The sequence below is a fragment of the Luteolibacter rhizosphaerae genome, assembly GCF_025950095.1.
Lineage (GTDB): Bacteria > Verrucomicrobiota > Verrucomicrobiia > Verrucomicrobiales > Akkermansiaceae > Haloferula > Haloferula rhizosphaerae.
Genome location: NZ_JAPDDR010000007.1, coordinates 64,262 through 83,828, shown reverse-complemented (window position 1 = coordinate 83,828; position 19,567 = coordinate 64,262). Strand labels below are relative to the sequence as shown.

The following is a 19,567-nucleotide window of genomic DNA, read 5'->3' as shown; positions in this document are numbered from 1 at the left end:
AACAGACATCTCCCAATCATGAACCAGCTCTTTTGTATCGGTGCCTTCGCGGCGCTTGTCAGCAGCAGCCAAGCTGCGCTCACCACCGGTTTGATCGCCTACTACAACTTCGATCAGACCGGCACGGCAGGTATTGCAAACCAAGTGGGTGGCGGAGCCACCCACAACGGCAGCTACGGCAGCGGGACGACCTTCGGGGTCACTCCAGCTGCTGGAACCGGTGCCGGATTCTCCGGTAGCTCGTCTTACGCAGGCGCGGAACCAGCCAATTCCACCGACCGCTCCGACCTGCTGGTCGGTAATGCGCTGAATGTGGCAAAGAATGATGCGAGCTCCACTGCCGGAAGCGGCTGGTTCAATGTCTCCAGCTTGAACAGCACGGCTCTCGGTGGGAACTTCTCGATATCCGCCTGGTTCATGCTGGCTCCGGATGCCGACAACACCGGCACGAGCAGCGACATCCTGCGGGACTACGTCTTCGAGGGCGGCAATAACTTCGATGCTTCTTTCGGCACGAATGCCGCTGCCGGAAGCACCTTCGTTTCTTGGGTTGGCGAAGGTGCTTCCACCTCGACCTCCAGCCTCACCACCGGGCAGTGGCACAATGTGGTCCATACTTTCACGCAGAACGGTTCCAATACCGAGCTGAGGGTCTTCATCGACGGAAGCCAAGTCGGCACGACGATAACCGCGCCGACTGCCAACATGAACCTCAGCTCGCTGAACTTCGGTGCCGCGCGCAATGGAATCCGGGTCTTCGATGGCATGCTCGACGAAATCGCGGTCTGGGACCGTGCGCTTACAGCGGACGAAATCAATGGACCGGACCCGGACAGTGTCTATCAGCGCGGACTTTCAGGTCTACCCGTTCCCGAACCTTCCAGCGCCTTGATCGGTGGCATCGGATTGCTAGCCCTCCTACGCCGCAGAAGGAACTGAGCCCGATATCTGAGAACCCTATAAACCTTAATCTTCCTATGAACTCCATGCGACTTTATCCGATCGTCTTCGGAGCTATCGCCGCTCTTTCCCCTGCCCGGGCCGATCTTGCGAGCAACCTCATCGCCTACTACGACTTTGAAGCGAGCGGCACGGCGGGCATCACGAACCAAGTGGGCGGCGGAGCCACCCACAACGGCAGCTACGGCAACGGCACTACCTATGGTGTAACTCCGGCGGAGGGGACCGGGGCCGGTTTTGCGGGTAGTGCCACCTTCGCCGGTGCCGAAGTTGCCAGCACGACTGATCGCTCCGATCTGCTGGTGGGCAATGCTCTCAACCTCGCCAAGAACGATGCGTCCGGTACTGCGGGTAGCGGGTGGTTCAATATTCCTACCTTGGACTCTGCCACACTAGGAGCGAACTTCACGATCTCAGCCTGGTTCTTTCTCGCTCCGGATGCCGACAATACCGGGACGGCGGCGGATGTCCTGCGCGACTACGTCTTCGAAGGCGCTACCAACTTCGACGTGTCCTTCGGGACCGGGACGGCGGATGGCGATGCTTACAATTCGTGGATCGGCGAGAATGCCACCAGTTCATACACCGGCGTGAGCAACGGACAGTGGCATCACGTGGCCCATGTTTTCTCGCAGAACGGATCGAACACCGAACTGAACGTATTCATCGATGGGGTGAAGGCAGGGAGCACACTCTCCAGCCCGAGCACGAACATGAATCTAGCATCGCTCAACATCGGAGCAGCTCGCGGTGGTATCCGCGTTTTCGATGGCATGATCGACGAGGTGGGTATTTGGACCCGGGCGCTCAAGACCAACGAGGTGATCGAGCTCTACCAGCGCGGTCAGAGTTCCCTAGCGCTGGATGACAATCTGGCGGCAGCAGGGAAGGCCTTCGTGAGCGTGGAATCTTCCGATCCCGCCGGGGGACAAGCATTCGGGACCGGGCTCTACAATTTGAACGAGCAGATCACCGTCGAGGCGGTACCGGGGCTTGGGTATATCTTTACGGGCTGGGCGGCACCTTTCAACAGCCAGCCGGAAGGATTCACGCATACCGTCGCTGCCTCGGTCACCATCACCGCCAATCTGGTGCAGGATAGTGCCGATGACGACCAGGACGGACTTACCAATTACCAGGAGCTGGTGGTCTATCTGACCGTTCCCGACGATCCGGATACCGATGGCGACCAGATCAAAGACGGCGAGGAGGTGCAGCAGACCTTCACCGATCCTTTGGCAAGTCAGGCGGCTGCGGTGGACTACATCCTGACAAATCTCTCGGGCCCTCAGCCCGGCGATACGGTGCTCGCCCGAAACCAAGCCGACAACACGCTCACTCTCAAACTGAAGCCTGCCACTTCAGCCACGCTGCTCGGTGGTAGCTGGAGCGGGCTGACACCGGCGAGTCCCGGTGCCTCTGCGGCTGCCAGCGCCGGTGAGTTCCGGCTTTTATTGTCCGGGACTTCGGCGCCGAAACGCTTTTTCCGCTTCGACGCAGTTTCTCCGTGAGACGAGATCCCTCGCCTGGTCTCGGGCCGGTCTTGACCCTGCCCGAGGCTCCGGCGAGGGTTTCCTGAAATGAACCTTGTTGAATTGGCTTCCCGGATCAGATCCGCCCGGATGTCGAAGGGCTACACTCTCGATCGCGTCGCGGAGATCTCGGGGCTTGGCAAGGGCCTTCTCTCGAAGGTTGAGAACTTCCGGGTAACTCCTTCCTTACCCACTCTCGCGAAGGTGTGCGAGGCCCTCGGCATGAGCATGTCCGAGCTCTTCGAAGGGCTCGATGACAAGCCGAAGCTGAGCATCGTGCGCTCCGGGGAGCGGAAGGAGATCGAGCGCGACCGGGATCAGTCGGACATCCGCTATCACGCGCTTGCCCATGGCCGCCCGGACCGGAACATGGATCCTTTCGTTCTTGATGTCCCCGCAGGCGGTGGACGCCGCGAAGCCATGCCCCACGAAGGCGAGGAGTTCCTCATCGTGCTGAAAGGCGGTGTCTCTTTCGAATACAACGGCGAGAGCCATGTCTTGAAAGAAGGTGATGCCGCCTACTTTGACGCCGAGGTGGATCACCGCGTTTTCAACCCCGGCTCGAAGGACGCGAAAATCCTGTGTGTCTTCCTCGGCCGACCCATGTGATCGCATCCGCCAGGGATCCGGGAGCGAATCGACGACTTGCCGCCGACGGCATCGAGAGCGACAGCATCACCGAGTGTACCGGGACAGTGCACCGCCACGAAAAAGGCATCCCTTGGTGGGGATGCCTCTTTTCGTCGGAACCCTCTCGGAGAGGGGATGGTGGGCAGGGCTGGATTCGAACTAGCGAAGTCATACAGCTGCGCAAAAATACGGATTATCGTTAGATAAGGGGAAGTGAAATCAGACATTTCTCCGGCGGCGTATTTACACTTCGCGCAAATTTCCGTGATATCAGATGATGGCCGACGATAGCGGTTGACCGATTGATGCAGTTTTACGTAACGCATGCATAGTTATGAAGCGATCCTCTCCATGCCGCTTCGGACTAGCGTCCGTGGCCAATGCTGCTCGAACCGTTGCAATCTCATGCGTGGTAGTGCTCGGGGCAATCACCGCCCAGCCGGTATCGGCGGCCGGGGAGATCGAAGATTCCGATGCTGACAGTCTTCCCGATGATTGGGAGAGGCAGCATTTCGGCAATCTCCGCGACCAATCTCATTCGGATGATCCTGATGGTGATGGGGTTAGCAACCTTGCTGAAATGCAGGTAGGAACCAATCCAAACGATCCCGCGGATCACTAATTTTTCGTTTGCGAACCATGACTTCCTCATTGTTGGGCTTCAATCTAGCGGCGATTGGTCTCGTCGCGTCTTTCACCATTGCCTCCGCATCAGCGGCGGAGCAGAAGGTCATCTCCGGCGGCATCTACCACAGCGTGATGCTGAAAGAAGACGGCACCGTCTGGGCATGGGGTAACAATTCCGCCGGGCAATTGGGCAATAACAGCACCACCCATAGCAGCGCTCCGGTCCAAGTCTCGACGTCGAGCGGCCCTCTAACCGGAATCTTGAAGATTGACGCTGGCGGCAACCATTGCCTTGCCTTGAAGGATGATGGCACCCTCTGGGCTTGGGGAGCAGGCTACTACGGGCAGCTAGGGGTGGGCAGCAATACCAACAGCTCCTTGGCCGTACAGGTTAAGGACGCGGCTGGATCCTCCTATTTGACAGGGGTTGTTGATATTGATGCGGCAACGGAATTTTCGACAGCGCTGCTAGGCAGTGGGGTCATGTATGCCTGGGGTCGCAACAACACCTACCAACTGGGTGATGGCACTGCGACGGATTCGAATCTTCCTAAACTCGTTTCTCTCGGACAGAGCGCTGTGGGTATTTCCGCGGGAGGTTCCCACACTTTCGCGATACTTTCAGACGGGTCGGTGAAAGCCTGGGGCTCCGGGGGGGTCGGAGAGCTAGGACTTGGGGTGATTGGTCATAAATCTACCCCTACTACGGTCCCGGGGCTAACAGGCGTTGCCCAAATCTCATCCGGTGTTCATCACACCTTGGCGCGGATGACCGACGGCACGGTGAAAGCGTGGGGCTGGCATGCCTTGGGTAATGGTACCTACGGAAGCAGCTCCAGCCCGGTAAACGTGTCAAATCTTACCGGAGTGACTGAGATCAGTGCCGGGTATTTCACTTCCATGGCGATTCGTGGTTCCGACAAGTCTGCTTGGGCGTGGGGAAGTAACAACGACGGACGGCTCGGAATTGGTTCCTTGGACAGCCCCGACATTCCCCAGAAGCTCACGGCGATATCGAATGTGGAGGGTCTCTCGGCTCCCCTCGGTGCATTCTCTCTCGTCGTAACTGAAGACGGGACCGTTTGGGCTGCAGGCGTCAACGATTTCGGTCAGCTTGGTGACGGGGTGCCCCAAGACCGGAAGGTGCCGGAGCAAGTTCCGGCGCTCGGTCCTGTGCGTGCCATTTCCTCGCGATATGAGCATGTCCTCGCATTGCGGCAGGACGGCGGAGTCTGGGCATGGGGAGCCAATGGAGGAAAGCTCGGGGATGGTAATATGGGAGCCAGTTCTTTCCCGGTGCCCGTTTCCAATCTCACGGATGCGGTGGAAGTCAGCGCGGGAGACTTCTTCTCGCTCGCGCGGCGGTCTAACGGAAGCGTGGCTGCTTGGGGCGAGGGCTGGGAGGGAATGCTTGGAAGCGGTAACGATAACGGTTCGGCAGTCCCCGTCGCAGTCAGCGGGATCAACAACGCCATCAAGGTGAGCGCCGGAAGTGTCCACAGTCTCGCCCTCCTTGCCGATGGATCCGTGAAAAGCTGGGGCTATGGATACGACGGACAGCTCGGCAATGGGGCTGCGGTATCCTCCAATACCCCGGTAAATGTCTCAACTCTCACCTCGGGGGTGAGTGATGTCAGCGCTGGCGACTATTTCGGCCTCGCACTGAAGAGTGGCGAAGTTTGGGCTTGGGGAGGAAACTACGCCGGAGAGGTGGGGGATGGCACCACGACCACCCGCCTCTCACCTGTGAAAGTCACCGGTCTGAGCAATGTCACCGCCATCAGTGCGGGTGTCTCATATGCCTTGGCGGTGAATAACGGAGAGGTCCGGGCATGGGGAATCAACTCTTACGGTAATCTAGGAAATGGAACCGTGAGCAGCAGCAGCACTCCGGTGCGCGCAGGGACTCTGACAGATGTTGTGGCGGTAAAGGCCGGGTATTCTCACTCCATGGCATTGAAGAGCGATGGAACGGTGTGGGCATGGGGCTACAATGGCGCGGGTCAGATAGGAAACGACGGCGTTACCAATCAGCTCACTCCGGTGCAAGTCACCCGGCTTGATGGTGCGAAAGCGATCACCAACGGCAGCGGCACGAGCTTCGCGCTAAAGGAAGATGGCCGGATCTCCGCATGGGGGCGGAACCCCTTCGGTGCATTGGCCGATAACGTCGCTCCAATCCCGGGCCTGCCGATTGTCGTGCCCGGTGTGAACCGGAAGCATGCCTCTCCCGTCCTCACCATGTCCCCGGCGGATGCCACGGTGGTCCCCATGGGCAGCGATGTGATCATCTCCGGATCCTATGCCCTCGGTGATGCTGCGATGGATTCCTCTTTCTTCTACTCCAGAGGCATCGAGATGAATGTGGATGCGATGGCGCCCTTTGCGTGGAGCTTCAGGCCGGACAGCTACGGGGACATCGAGATCAACCAGATCGGCTTGGACTTCAATAGCGCCACTTCCGTTCCGAAATCGATCCGACTGCGTGTGCCATACGATCACGACAGCGATGGAATGCCGGACTGGTGGGAGGTGGAACACTTCGGAACAATCTCTGCGACTCCGAGCGGAGATGCGGATGGCGATGGCCTGAGCAACGAAGACGAGTTCGATCTGGGGACGAGTCCGATGGATTCGGATACCGACGGCGATGGTATACCCGACGCCTCCGATACCAATCCCCTTGAGCCGGAGACCATTCCGCTGCCCTCGGCCACGGGGCAGATCTTCGTGTGGGCTCCTCTGGAGAAGTGAATCCCCGGCCCGAACTCGCCCAGCTCATGATTGGTCTCCTGATCCGCGGGATTGCTGCCGAGGCAGCGAAAGTCCTTCGCCCGGCCTGGCTCGCATCATCGTGCGTGGCTTCAATGTTTTTTGGAGCGATCGCTCCGGTTGAGGCCGGGTCCTTCGAGGTGGGGCAGAAGCAGTTTCTTCTCGATGGCAAGCCCTTCCAGATCCGCTCGGGTGAGATCCACTACAGCCGGGTGCCGGCAGCAGAGTGGCGGAACCGGATCCGGATGGCGAAGGCCATGGGCCTGAACACGATCTGCACCTATGTGTTCTGGAACTACCACGAGGCGAAACCCGGCGAGTTCCATTTCAGTGGCGAGAAGGATGTGGCGCAGTTCATCCGGATCTGCGGCGAGGAGGGCATGAAGGCCATTGTTAGGCCCGGCCCCTATGTCTGTGCCGAATGGGATCTCGGTGGCATCCCCGCGTGGATCCTTGCCGAGAAGGGAGTGAAGCTTCGCAGCACCGACGCCAGGTACCTCGCGCCGGCCAAGGAGTGGCTCAAGCGCATGGCGGTGATGATCGAGCCTCTTTCGATCTCAAAGGGAGGGCCGGTGATCATGGTCCAACTGGAGAACGAGTACGCGAACTTCGCCGCGGACCAGGCTTATCTCCAGGAGCTTCAATCGGCCCTCAGGGGCGGTGGATATAGCGGGATGCTCTTCACCTGCGACATGGCAATGTCGGAGGCTTTGGAGAAGGGCGGGATGCAGGGAATGGTGAAGGCGGTGAACTTCGGGCGGGATGCCGGCGATGCCTTCCGCCAGTTGGAGAAGGTAGCCCCGGACCAACCTCTCTTCACCGCGGAGTTCTGGGTCGGTTGGTTCGACCAATGGCAGCGTCCTCACCATCGGGTAAACCTCCAGGAAAAGTCCGAGGCTTTGGCCTGGATGATGGAGAGAAAGGCTTCGTTCAACCTCTATATGTTCCATGGCGGCACCACCCGGGGAATGTGGACCGGTGCCAATTTGGAAGGGAGCCGCTATCGGCCCACCACCTGTGGGTACGACTACGATGCACCTCTGGACGAATCAGGCCGTCCCACCGAGAAGTACCATGCTTTCCGCCAGATCATTGCAAAGCATCTGAAGGACGAAACCTTGCCCGAGGTCCCTGCTTCCGTGCCTGCCGGTGGGATCGGTGCCATCGAGTTCAAGCAGCGCGGGGATCTCTTCGCGGCCCTTGCTCCCGAAGCCGCGGAATCACCCTTGCCATCCATGGAGGATGCGGGTCTGGCCAACGGATTCATCCTCTATCGTGCCGCGATGTCCGGACCCTTCGAGACGAGCTTGGATCTTTCGCTCGTCAAGGACCGGGTGTCGGTCCTGATGGATGGATCGCTTTTGGGCACGGGTGGTCGGTCGGCCGAGGGCCAGCCGATCGCGATCAAGGCGGGCGAGGGTGCCCATCGGATCGATTTCCTGGTGGAGAACATGGGCAGGGCGAACTTCGGCGTCATGGATGGCGAGCGGAAGGGGCTGGAAAGCCTGCCTGAGATCGCGGGTGCCAAGCCGGACTATCTGGGGCACCGCGTGATTCCCGCAGACCGCCCTCCCGAGGTGGACTACCGGGTGATTGCAGAGAGCGAGGCCGCCCCCTCCGGCATTTCTCTGCTGAAGGGAGGCTTCCGCTGTGACACGCCGGTCGATACCTGGCTCGATATGCGGGGCTTCGGGCGTGGCGTGGTGTGGCTGAACGGCAGGAACCTGGGCCGCTACTGGAGCGCCGGTCCCAGCAACACGATCTTCGTGCCGGCGGCATGGCTTTCAAAGGACGGCGAGAACGAGGTGGTTCTCCTCGAATTGGAGCTTCCCTCCCCGCAACTCCGGATCCCGACGGTCGGCCACCAGATCTGGGCAGGCCGTGCCGACAGACCAAAGCCAAAGCGACGCTAAGAATCGCGAATCTATCCCTTTTCAGAATTCAAGAATTTAATCCCATGACCCTTCCCAAGTCACTCGCTCGCGTCTGGGGCTTACCAGCAGTCGCATTCTTCCTCTTGATGGGGAATACTGCCGCCACTTTTGCCCAGTGCGGCGGATCCTCTTGCACGGATGCCGGGCTGGTAGAGATCGAGTTCCGCGCTTCCGCCGCGATCAAGAATGGCAGTCTTGCCGTCTCCCTCACCGGAGGTGCAACCCAATCAGTCCCCGGGCCGGATCCGGGCGATGTGGTTTCCACGCCGCCGGATGTCGTGGCGAAGGCGAGGAAGAGTTCGAAGATCTCCGGAGTAGCGACGGCGAATTCGGATATGCTCCCTTCGGGTTGTGAGAGTTCGATGAGAATCACCCTGACGCCGGTAGGCTGCAGCTCCGGAGTTAAGCTGGAGGTCCGGAGCAGACGCGCCGATGAACCGGAATTCGGGCCGTGGACGAGATCCAATACGATCAACAAGGGCTTGAACTTCGCGCTCTCCAACGGGAAATCCGTGGATTACGAGGTCCGCATCGTCGAAGAGACCAGCGAGGAAGAGACCGAGGAACCGGATGATGACGGATCCGGCGGCACCTCGGTCGGAGGCGGCACTCCCGGTATTCCTGCCGGTTCACAGGACGTGGCACCGGGAACAGGCGGCCAGCCCGCTTCGATCAATCCGGTTTCATTCTATTCCACCACCAATCTGGGCACGGGCGGACAGGGCACCCAAGTCGGAGCAATCGGTCTCTCCGGTCCGATTGCGCCGAGTCTGGCGTCTGCCTCGAACCTCTATCTCTTGAATCCCGAGGTGGATAGCACTCTGGCAGAAGTCGAGGATGGCGGAGGCGCGTTGCAGCAGATCGCATCTGCCGCTGGATTGGTCGATATTCATCCGGTCTCCGGAGGAGGGACGGAACTCCGCTATTACAAGATAAACGATTTCGCGGCACCGGTTCACCCGTCCACCCTGTATACGATCAATTCCGGAGCGCTGCCCTACAAGACGGTAAAGTATCTTCCGATTGCGGCGGTCTCGGGAGATCATCTGGGCGGTGTCCGCACCATCACCATGGGGATGCGCGGCACGACCTACACCCGCGATATGGTCTCGACCGGGAGCGACGGACAGAGCTACCGGATCATCGAAGAGAATGGCCTGCGGACGACCGAAGTTACCTCCGTTTTCGCTTGGATCGAAGAAGACGAGGTTTGGCACCGGATTGATACCGTGGTCGAGAACCGCGACGGCGTGCTCTATTCCAAGTCGATAAAGACTTACCTTTATCAGGTCCGGAGGGAGGCAGGGGTTGTCACGGGTTCGCGTGAGTTTCTGCTGAGTAACAACGAATTTATCGATGCCGAGACCTCACTGCAGACCACATATATTCCCCATCAGTATTTCTTCGGGAAAGTCCAAACGATCATCAAACCGGATGAATCGTGGGTTCATTATCATTATTACACCGGGAACGAGAGCGAGGCGGAGCCGGACTGGAAAGGTCTGCAAAAGCAGATCCTTCGCCCATGGGAGAATAGCCCCACCACACCCGGCCCCGAGGAACCTTGGCTCCCGGACAACGCGAACGCTCTCAATTCCGAGAGCACCACAATCCTCTACTCCGAGGACTTCGGCCCCAACGGGTATGAGGAGGAGAGTCGGATCACGACCCTACCTGGCACCTCGAAGCTGATTACCATTCGGAAGTCCACCGCCACGGAACCCTTTCCGGTGATCGCTCTAACCGATATCCTGTCGGATGCGGGGATACCTACTTCATGGTTGCCGGATTCATCCGAGCTGGATGGAACGGCGGAAGACACCTATGCGGCTGCCAGTGACGCAGGTTACACCAGCTACTACACCTACAAGGTCCCCGGTTTTCCTTGGTCCGGCTCCACGTGCGCATCGGTGGACGACTTGGGCTCCGGTACAATCAGTGGTTACGAGATGGGAGCCTATAACGCTGGCACGGGTAGCTTTACCGTGGACACTACCGGCACGGGTACCTCGGCGAATCATGTCCGGCGAACGGATGTCGAGATTCTTGAAGGCGGCCTGACCCCCTTGGAATCGACCAAGCTGGTCTCGATCTCCGATCTCAAGGGCCGGTTACATCGGCGCGAGCTATGGATCTACGACGCCAGTTCCAATTGGTCTTTGGCCACCACCAGCACTTACGAGTATCCCACGCTTTGGCTGGATGGTTCCGTGAGGGAATCCATCGAGAAGAAAGACGGCCGGACCGTCCGCCACATCTACCAGACCTCGGGGACGGAAACCCATGAGTGGGACGAGCACGGGATTGAAACCGTTACTCTCACCGATCTGATCGGGCGGGTGAGTTCCGTAACCACGATTGGAATCACGGGGACCTACGCCCAGCCGGACCGGGTCTCTTCGTATATCTACTCCGGCAGAAACACCGTTCTCACCCAGTCCGGAGGAGGACTCGCGATCAGCACTTCACAGACCTACGATTTGGCCGGGAGGCTCGTCACCAGTGTTGCCCCAAATGGTGCGAGGACCACCTACACCTATCCCAATGGAGGCCGGAACGAGTCAGTGGTGCTGCCGGGAGGGCTTACCCGAGTCGAAACCAGACGCTTCGATGGAAGACTGATCGCGATCTCCGGCACTTCGGTGGTGGATGAAGCCTATGAGTACGCAGTGCTCTCGACAGGAAACATGACGACCAAGGTTTCCATCGGTGATCTCGTGAGTTCCCCCCGCTATCGGATTACCGAGAAGGATTGGGCGGGACGAACGGTCAAGATCACCACTCCCAGCCCTACAGGGACCGGAGAGGTCTTTACCTCACATGCCTACGAACCCGGACTCTCGCTGCTCACCTCGGTGGCCGCCCCGGATGGAACCACATTATATCAATACGGCATAGGCTCCTCGCTGGTTCTTGCGGGTCGCGATGATCCTGCCGACTCCGGCACCAGCCTTACCACGAACAGCATGGACCGGGTCGCCGAGACGCAACGCTACTATTCCTACGAAGGTGGCTTCTGGTGGTCGGTATCGAGTTCGAAGCAGTATGATGGGGCAAACTCTTCGGCGACGGCGGTGACGACGATCTCAAAGGAGTGCTTGCACGGGGAACCCGAAGGAAACGCCGCCAAGTCGGTTCGGATCGCTCCCAACGGCAAAACCACCACGATCGTGGTCACCATCAACCGGGCAAACAAAAGTCGTGTGGCTACTGAGACGATCACCGGAGTTACCAACACGCAGGTCGCCACCAACATCAACGGCTTGACGGTTTCGAGCCGGGGTAGGGATGCCACCAATGCCACCACCTACTTCTACGACGGGCTCGGCCGCTTGGTGAAATCGGTTTCCCCGCGCGGGGAGATCACCGTCCAAGGCTACCACGCTGATGGTTCCCTGGCGTCCGTGACCGACCACGGCAACAAGACGAGCTCCTACCGCTACTACCCGGCGTCCCACGTGGCTTCCGGGAAGATCCAGAGCATCACCGATCCCCAGGGCGGCACCAGAACTTTCGCCTATTCTCCTCGCGGGGAAGTGACCGAAGAAGCCGGAACAGCCACTTACAAGGTCACCTACGAGTACGACGTCTACGGTGCGAAGAAGAAGATGTTCACTTGGCGGGATTCCACGACCTCCGACCCGACCGAGTGGATCTATCAGGATGGTACCGGTCTGCTCCTGTCGAAGAAGGATGCGGCCAATCAGGCCGTGACCTACACCTACTACTCCTCCGGCAAGATCGAACGCAGGACCTGGGCACGCGGGGTCACGACCGATTACACTTATAATGGTTTTGGGGACCTCACGGGGATCAACTACTCCGATAGCACGCCCGATGTCACCTTGGGCGCCTACGACCGCCTGGGCCGACCCGGGAATGTTACCCAGACCGGCCTTGGCTCGGAGGTGATGACCTACATGCCCGGCAAGCAGGATCTGCGCTCCCGTTACTACAGCGGCGCCACCGGCTCCGGTCTCACCATCCACAAGTATCTTCCCGGTCGCGGCATCCACTACACGGATCTCGATAGTGCCGGTCGCTCCCCCGGCTTCCGGGAGACCGGAGCGACGACCAGCTCGGGCTACACCTACCTCAGGCAGATTACCTACGAGTTCGATGCTGCCGGGCGCTTGGGAAATGTTCAGGACGGTCTCGTGGGGAACGGGGTGCAAAGCGCGATCTATACCTATCACCCGGACTCCTCCCTGATCGCGACGGTGGAGAACAAGACGGGCATCCCCACGACCGGGACCTCGTGGTTCCGTGAATCCCGCAGCCATGACATCCGGAACCGCTTGACCGGCATCCGCAGCCAGCGCCTCGGGAGTAGCACCGCGCAACTCACGACCCACGCCTACCGCTACGACAGCCTCGGGCGGAGGGTGAAGAACACCTTCCAGGACGGATCGAGCTGGGAATATGGCTACAACGACCGCTCCGAGGTGGTCTCGTCCACGCGGAAGACCTCCACCGGCACCCTGGTGCCGCCTCTCGGCACGAGTTACAGCTACGATGGAATCGGCAACCGTCTTAGCTCTGCTTCCGGAGTGCTGGGCGATCACACCTACACTCCGAATTCCCTCAATCAATACGGCACCGTCACGACTGGCGGCAGCCGCACCGCCATAGGCCGGGCTGATGCTGCTTGGGATATCTTGGTGAACAATGAGCCGACCAGCGAGATCGGGGATATCTACTACAGTGAGCTCTCGCCCGTATCGAATGCCGCAGCACCGGTTTGGAAGGAGGTCGTGACCAAGCGGAGCACCAACATACCTTCATCGAGCGACCGGTTCTGGTTTGCGAAGGCGAGTACGACACCGACCTACGACGCCGATGGCAACCTCTTGAGCGACGGTCATGACACTTCGACCTCGACCCACGAGGGAAGATGGGTATATACTTGGGACGCGGAGAACCGTTTGATCAAGATGGAGACGAGCGCGAAGGCCGTTACCGCGGGCATGAGCTTCACCAGGCTGGTCTTTGAATACGACTGGCAGGGTCACCGCATCGCTCGCCACCTCTGGAAAGGTGGCACCTCGGGCAGCCCGACCTTCGTGAACAGCCGCCGCTGGCTCTACGATGGCTGGAATCCGGTCACGGAGTTCTCCGGAACTTCCTCAAGCGCGGCCACCGGTTCCACCGCCGCGGCGCTGACCCGCTACACCTGGGGAACGGATCTCTCCGGCTCCTTGCAAGGAGCCGGGGGCGTGGGCGGACTTCTGCTTCAGACCACGATGTCCGGACTGGTGTATGAACGCCCGTCCTACGACGGCAATGGGAACATCGTGGCGTGGACCAAGAGCAACGCTACAGCCCCGACAGCTCGTCGCGAATACGACGCTTTCGGCAATGTGGTGATGAGCGAAGGGGTGTGGCCAAGTGAGTATGGATTTTCGACGAAGAATAGGGATCCTGAGAGCGGGTTGTTTTATTATGGCTATCGCTATTATCAATCTGAACAGGGAAGATGGCTGTCTAAGGATCCCATTGAGGAAAATGGAGGGGTCAATCTCTATGGGGTAGCGGAAAATGATTTAACCAATCGGTATGACTATATAGGGTTATCGGGAACTAATGAGTCGAGGCCTCAAGGAGTAGGTCCGGGTGGGGATCCGATCAGTCGGTTATTTGAACCTCTAGTTGGGGCTTACGATGGGGATTATCTTCTCCGGGCATTTCTTCGTCATTATCTTGAGGGTCGTGGCGTTACTTATACTCTTTCTTACGGTGATGTTATTCATGTTACCAGGTCAGAAGACGATGAGCTGCCAATTTGGTCCGTCAGGGAATTCGCTGGAATGCCTGCCATTTTGATGGACATTACAAGGAATGGGGGATGTCAGAATTTCAATATCGAGAAAACTTTTTTCTCTCATCGGGCAAATAATTCTGTTGGTCATTTTAATATCAAAGCGCGCGGGGTTGTATGTTGTCGCACCGAGACGTCAGGCCAGAAGGAGTGGACCGCAAGCGGCTCATTCGACGTGGGAGATAAGTTTGATTTTGACTTTGATCTTTCTAAGAATCGAGGATTGGTGGGACATGCTAAAACTTTTGCAGGATGGTTGATGTTCTATGGTGACCCATTCAACATTGATAGTGAGGAAATTAGCTTCACCGAAAAGAGTGACTCAGACGATGGGAGGCCTGTTTACTGAGATTCTATGACTATTCAGTTTTTCGGATGGTTTTCCTTGATTGGATGGATCGCATGCTGTGTTATCCTCATTGTTAAGAGGCGTTGCAGAACGGCCCGGCTTTGCTTTAAGCTTCTGCTGGGAGTTGTTTTTGGTATGGTAATATCGGCCTTTTTCGGCTATCCTGAAGAATCTGGATTGATAAATATTTGGAATTATATTTTTTATTTTTTCTTATCGTTTCCGTGGGTTTTGTTTGTTATCGTTACGCTTTCGACGAAGCGAAAGCAGAGGGAGGGATGAACTCAATCTCCACGTCACCGCAGTTTTTCTAAATATCTGCCCTTGGCCGAAGTGAACTTCACGCGCCAACCAATGGCATTGGTCGTGCCAACCCATTTTGACGAACGGAATACGAACGGCTGCTCGTTGGCAGAACACCCTGTGGCTTGCGGTTTCCTAAAGCGCCGTCCCGTACTCCATGGCCTCGTTTACCGTGGAAGACGCTTTCAAGAACTCGAAGACGCTTTCAAGAACTCGTTGCGCCTCCTTTCACGGGCAAAGGTGTTACGGGCCGAGCTGACATCGAGTCGGTTTTCCAAACTGACATCGGGAGATTTTGATCCGATGGCCGGGCTGACATCGTACTATGCGGCCCAGGTGATCGTACTGGTCCGCGCGAGGTACGACGCTGGCGGTCGTGCGGGCTTGGATTTTTTGAGGCATGGGCCTCGGGCTCTGGGCTTTGGGCTGAAGCGGGCCTTTTACGACATGAAGGGCCGGGTCGCGAGGTGCGCGATCCCGGCCCTTGTTGTGTTGCGACGCGGATTGCCCTGCGCCGTCGGCCCCGGCTATCCCTTGGCGCGGTTGCGTCCCCGCAGAGCCGGCCTCCGTTTCACCGGAAAGTTTTAGTCTGGAGGAGGGCGTTGTTAGAGGCTCTGGGAAAAGGGGCGGCTGGTTGGTGAAGACGATGCCTTGGGGAGCGGGTTCGTTCTGCTGGTTGTGCCGCCAGTGGGGCTGGAGGAGGACAGCGTTGACCTGTTTGAGGTCGACGGTTTTGGTGCGGTCGCGCACGGCTTCGATGAGTGCGCCGATGCAGAGGTTTTTGACCGCGTGGAGCGTCCCCTTCGGAGCTGCGGATGATGAGGTTGGCCGCGGCTGCGGTGAAGGTGTGGTGCGGGAGGCCGACGCGGTCGAGCTGGCTGTGGATGAAGTCGGTGATGGTGTGCGGGGCGAGTGAATCGATCTTAGCCGAGTAGGTGATGCGCGAGCGCATGTCGTGGTTGATGCAGAGCTGGAGGGTGGTGTTGAGAGCGGATTGTCCGAAGAGGATGAGGTTATGGTTCTTTGGAAAGTCCTCCAGGAGCAGGCGGAGCTTGCGCAGTGCGTCGATGGGCAGGAGGTGGGCGTCGTCGATGATCGGGACGATGAGTTTTCCCTTGGCGTTGAGGTGTTTGGCTTCGTGGATGAGGCGTTCCTCGCACTTGTGGTCGGAACCGTCGGTTTCGAGCTGGAAGGCATGGCACAGGAGCCGGAGCATGTTGTGCCAGGTGTGGAGCGAGCGGTTGATGACGGGGTGATCCAGTGTTTGGGATCGTGGTGGATGATGGCGTTCTTGAGGACGGATTTGCCGGTGCCGGGTTCGCTGAGGATGAGGCAGAGGCCGCCTTGCTGGGTGTGGACTTTGACGATGTCGAAGTGGCGCTGCTGGTGTTCGAGGAGCGGGTCTCCCTGTTCAATGATGAAGGGGTTCTTGCTGAGTCCGACGTAGGTGCGGATCATGGTCGGAATGGTGGAATGTCAGAATGATGGGAACGGGCGGCGGTCGTTGGCGACGGCGTCTAGGGCTTCGGCGCTGCCGAGTCGCTGGCCCTCGTGATAGATGACGGGTGCGGAAGCCGGTTTGTAGCGGTCGTAACGGATGGAGATGGTCATGCCGCGGAGATCGCGGGGAGCTTCGCAGCGGACGTTGTTGAAGAGGAAGCTATTCCAGCGGGTGGGCAACGGTAGGCAGTACTGAGGGAGATCCAAATGGAGGAGCCGGCCCAAGCTCCATGCACGGTGTCGCCTGCGTCAATCGCGCTCAGGAATTCGAGCAGGTGGAGTGTCGGCAGCGAGCAGCGCGGAATCACGGTCGCCCAATGCACGGACAAGGTGCGTCCGCAGCCCTGATGCGAATAGCGGTTGGAACAAAAAACGCAGACCGCGGGTATCGGTGCCGACGCCGGAGACCGAGATGCCCTTCAAAAAGCCGTGTGCAGTCATGGCGGACCGGCAACCGCAATGACGGCAGGCTTCCGAGATGATCGATTGGCGCAAGTTGAGCAACTCCAACGAGTCGGGGGCATGGCGGGCGGTGAACTTCACGGCCCGAGCCTAACAGCCCCGGCAACTCCGGATTAGATCGCGTTGCCATAAGACACGCGTCTCAACAGGAAAAGGGCAATCGCACAGATCGCATCTATCAGATTACCATCCCAATCTCTTCCGAACGGGTGTGTGGGGAGGCCATTCAGCAAGCGGCCTCATCGGTGGCAGAGGCACTCCGTAACGACAATCTGGAAAGTAGAGGGGGGACTGAGCGCGGAAAGTCTTGGCGTAGCCGAGTTGTGGCGCAGATCCTCTCTGTGCTCCCTGACGAGCTTTGGCTAGGTCTGGACGATAGCATGAAGTCGAATCAGTTTGGCACTGATCCATAGAGCTCAGGCAGGGGCTAGCACATGCCCTTCCTCTCGCAGCCGCGCGTGGGAGTAAGTAGCATGGACTGAAACTCACCGCAAAGCAGCGCGCGTTCTGATTGGAATACCTCGTTGATCCTGCCGCCATCGACTGCGGGAGGATCAGCAGCCCGGAGGATATCGAGAAGCTCCCCGAAACTATCCAGCGCGCATGGCGGGGTGGGGTTGGGAAAAAGCCGGGAGATTTACTCTCAAGCTTGCGGACAAGCTCCGCGCTTTGGAGATGGTCGGAGAGCACTTGGGGATGTCTTCCGATGAGGTCGAGCATAGCGGCCCGGGAGGCGGGCCTGTGATGGTCGCCGCGACCACACTTCCGCCGCAGTGAATGGCACAGATCGAGAGGATCCGTGGCCGGCTGGAAGCGGTGATGGCGCAGAAGGGAGCAGGATCGCCGAGAGCCAGTCTTCTCAGAAGATCACTTTGAAAACGTTATCCTTGTTGTCCTTGGCTGTTCCGTAGCCGCTGGCGGTTCCGCTTCCCACCAAAAACGCACACTCGATGACCGAACCGCGATCCCCTACAAGCATGGCTTGGCCTTTGTTCACCCCTGGCCGCGCCACGTTGATGAACGAGGAGCCATGCATCGAGATGAACGCGCTGTCCAATCCGCTCGAGATCGAGCCGGAAGCGGTTGTTGAGGCGGTGCCCACCATACGGGGTGCTGCAACGCTCCAATGTCCTTTGCAGATTTCGCCAGACGGCAGAACCATGTCCACCGTTCCGCTGTTTCTCTCGACGTTGTGAATCTTGAGAGGAATCACCGGAACGGGGACCGTCTTCGAGAGCTGACCGTCGACCGGATACAGGTTGCCGGTGATCGTGATACTACAGGACGCGAGAACCAGCGCGGCAAATGCGGGGAGGAGCTTCATGGTGAGGCTAGTTGGCCACTTGGGCGTCCCGTTGCAAGACCGTGTTTCCGATCAAGCGCCACCGCTCGACAGGTGAAGGAGAGGAGTGCACCGCTAGTGCACCGCCACGAAAAAGGCATCCCGTTGCGGGGATGCCCTTTTTTCGTCGTAACCCTCTCAGAGCGAGGATGGTGGGCAGGGCTGGATTCGAACCAGCGAAGTCGTAAGACAGCAGATTTACAGTCTGCCCCGTTTGGCCGCTCCGGAACCTACCCTTTGTTTCGGCGGGGACGGAGAACTAGGGGGCAGCCCGGTTTTTGGCAAGGGAAAATCCTTCCCTGTTAGAAAAGGTTTTTCCGGGGTTCACCATGGGGTGCGGCCGCCGCTGACGATGAGGGTTTGGCCGGTGACGAAGCCGGCTTCTTCAGAGGCGAAGTAGGCGACGGCATTGGCGACGTCGGAGGGCTTGCCCCAGCGGCCGAGCGGGATGGTGGCGAGGTAGCCGGCCTTGTCCTCCTCCGGCACTTTGTCGTGGCGCTCCACGGGGATCCAGCCGGGGGCGACGGTGTTCACGGTGATGCCGTCCGGGGCGAGCTCGTTCGACATCGAGCGGCTCCAGCCGATCTGGCCGCCCTTGGCGGCGACGTAGGCGCTGAAGGCGGGCATGCTGATGTGGTAGACCTCGCTGGTGATATTGATGATCCGGCCGCGCTTGCGGGCCTTCATGGAGGGGGCGAGGCGCTTGGTGAGGATGAAGGGGCTCTTGATGAAGGCTTCGAGCATCGACTCGTGCTCGGCCCAGGTGTATTCCTCCAGCTTCTTCATGGGCTGGAAGGGGGTGGCATTCGCGACGAGGATATCGACGGGGCCGAAGACGGCTTCGATCTCGGTGGCCATGCGGTCCACCTCCGCCTCATCGGTGGCATCGCCTGCGACCAGCATGGCTTCCCCACCGGCGGCCTTGATGGCGGCGACGACGGCTTCCCCCTGCTCGCGGCTGGCGAAGCAATTCACGACGGTCTTCGCACCGGCAGCGGCGAGGGTTTCGGCGATCGCCCGACCGAGACCGCGGCTGGATCCGGTGACCCAGGCGACGCGGCCGTCGAGACGGAAAGGAGGAAGGGTGGAAGACATGGCGGGGATGTAACGGGCTGCTCTTACGCGGCCAAGAGCCAACCGCGTTTCAAAATGCCGCAGATAGCCATTTGAATGCAAATTCTGTCATGCTGCGGGGGTCGACCCACCCGGCTGGGGTAGCAGAAATGCGGCCCTTTTTGAGGGCGGGTGCCAAGGGGAGGGATTTTTGTCGGGGTCGCGCATTCATGCGACTTCCCCGGGAATGGCGGAGATCCTCGGGTTTCCGGTTCTTTTGCGGGG

Annotated in this window: 13 protein-coding genes and 1 tRNA gene; 8 read left to right on the top strand and 6 right to left on the bottom strand. The window is 59.1% G+C overall.

What is annotated here, in order from left to right; all coding sequences use genetic code 11:
* Nucleotides 1-18: 18 nt before the first annotated feature.
* The 7 genes from OJ996_RS14315 to OJ996_RS14285 all read left to right on the top strand — a co-directional run bounded on the left by OJ996_RS14315 (nucleotide 19) and on the right by OJ996_RS14285 (nucleotide 14,622).
* Nucleotides 19-939 (top strand): LamG domain-containing protein, encoded by a 921-nt coding sequence (locus OJ996_RS14315; protein ID WP_264514294.1) that lies wholly within the window; start codon nucleotides 19-21, stop codon nucleotides 937-939.
* 38 nt (nucleotides 940-977) lie between these two features.
* Complete coding sequence (locus OJ996_RS14310) at nucleotides 978-2,471, top strand: LamG domain-containing protein (protein WP_264514293.1); 1,494 nt, start codon at nucleotides 978-980, stop codon at nucleotides 2,469-2,471.
* Nucleotides 2,472-2,540: 69 nt separating this feature from the next.
* Nucleotides 2,541-3,101, top strand: coding sequence for a cupin domain-containing protein (locus OJ996_RS14305; RefSeq protein WP_264514292.1), 561 nt, complete (start codon nucleotides 2,541-2,543; stop codon nucleotides 3,099-3,101).
* 394 nt (nucleotides 3,102-3,495) lie between these two features.
* Nucleotides 3,496-3,744, top strand: coding sequence for a thrombospondin type 3 repeat-containing protein (locus OJ996_RS14300; protein ID WP_264514291.1), 249 nt, complete (start codon nucleotides 3,496-3,498; stop codon nucleotides 3,742-3,744).
* Between the two features lie 17 nt (nucleotides 3,745-3,761).
* Nucleotides 3,762-6,503 carry an RCC1 domain-containing protein gene (locus OJ996_RS14295; protein WP_264514290.1) on the top strand — a complete coding sequence of 914 codons (2,742 nt, stop codon included), beginning with the start codon at nucleotides 3,762-3,764 and terminating at the stop codon, nucleotides 6,501-6,503.
* A gap of 113 nt (nucleotides 6,504-6,616) precedes the next feature.
* A complete protein-coding gene (locus OJ996_RS14290; protein ID WP_264514289.1) occupies nucleotides 6,617-8,434 on the top strand; it encodes a glycoside hydrolase family 35 protein in 1,818 nt (605 codons plus the stop codon).
* A 44-nt stretch (nucleotides 8,435-8,478) separates the two neighbouring features.
* A complete protein-coding gene (locus tag OJ996_RS14285) occupies nucleotides 8,479-14,622 on the top strand; it encodes an RHS repeat-associated core domain-containing protein (RefSeq protein WP_264514288.1) in 6,144 nt (2,047 codons plus the stop codon).
* A gap of 874 nt (nucleotides 14,623-15,496) precedes the next feature.
* On the opposite strand, the gene OJ996_RS14280 is transcribed toward OJ996_RS14285, so the two are convergent.
* Nucleotides 15,497-16,171, bottom strand: a complete 675-nt coding sequence (locus OJ996_RS14280; RefSeq protein ID WP_264514523.1) for an ATP-binding protein — start codon at nucleotides 16,169-16,171, stop codon at nucleotides 15,497-15,499.
* A gap of 14 nt (nucleotides 16,172-16,185) precedes the next feature.
* Here OJ996_RS14280 and OJ996_RS14275 point away from each other — a divergent pair, with 14 nt between their 5' ends.
* Complete coding sequence (locus tag OJ996_RS14275) at nucleotides 16,186-16,410, top strand: hypothetical protein (RefSeq protein ID WP_264514287.1); 225 nt, start codon at nucleotides 16,186-16,188, stop codon at nucleotides 16,408-16,410.
* On the opposite strand, the gene OJ996_RS14270 is transcribed toward OJ996_RS14275, so the two are convergent.
* From OJ996_RS14270 to OJ996_RS14250, 5 genes are all read right to left on the bottom strand, one after another.
* Nucleotides 16,402-16,605, bottom strand: coding sequence for a hypothetical protein (locus tag OJ996_RS14270; RefSeq protein ID WP_264514286.1), 204 nt, complete (start codon nucleotides 16,603-16,605; stop codon nucleotides 16,402-16,404). The genes OJ996_RS14275 and OJ996_RS14270 overlap by 9 nt on opposite strands.
* 69 nt (nucleotides 16,606-16,674) lie before the next feature.
* Nucleotides 16,675-16,968 (bottom strand): hypothetical protein, encoded by a 294-nt coding sequence (locus tag OJ996_RS14265; RefSeq protein ID WP_264514285.1) that lies wholly within the window; start codon nucleotides 16,966-16,968, stop codon nucleotides 16,675-16,677.
* Nucleotides 16,969-17,746: 778 nt separating this feature from the next.
* Nucleotides 17,747-18,211 (bottom strand): hypothetical protein, encoded by a 465-nt coding sequence (locus OJ996_RS14260; protein WP_264514284.1) that lies wholly within the window; start codon nucleotides 18,209-18,211, stop codon nucleotides 17,747-17,749.
* A 168-nt stretch (nucleotides 18,212-18,379) separates the two neighbouring features.
* Nucleotides 18,380-18,465 (bottom strand) — tRNA-Tyr (locus OJ996_RS14255).
* Nucleotides 18,466-18,553: 88 nt separating this feature from the next.
* Nucleotides 18,554-19,324, bottom strand: coding sequence for an SDR family NAD(P)-dependent oxidoreductase (locus tag OJ996_RS14250; RefSeq protein ID WP_264514283.1), 771 nt, complete (start codon nucleotides 19,322-19,324; stop codon nucleotides 18,554-18,556).
* Between the last annotated feature and the right edge of the window lie 243 nt (nucleotides 19,325-19,567).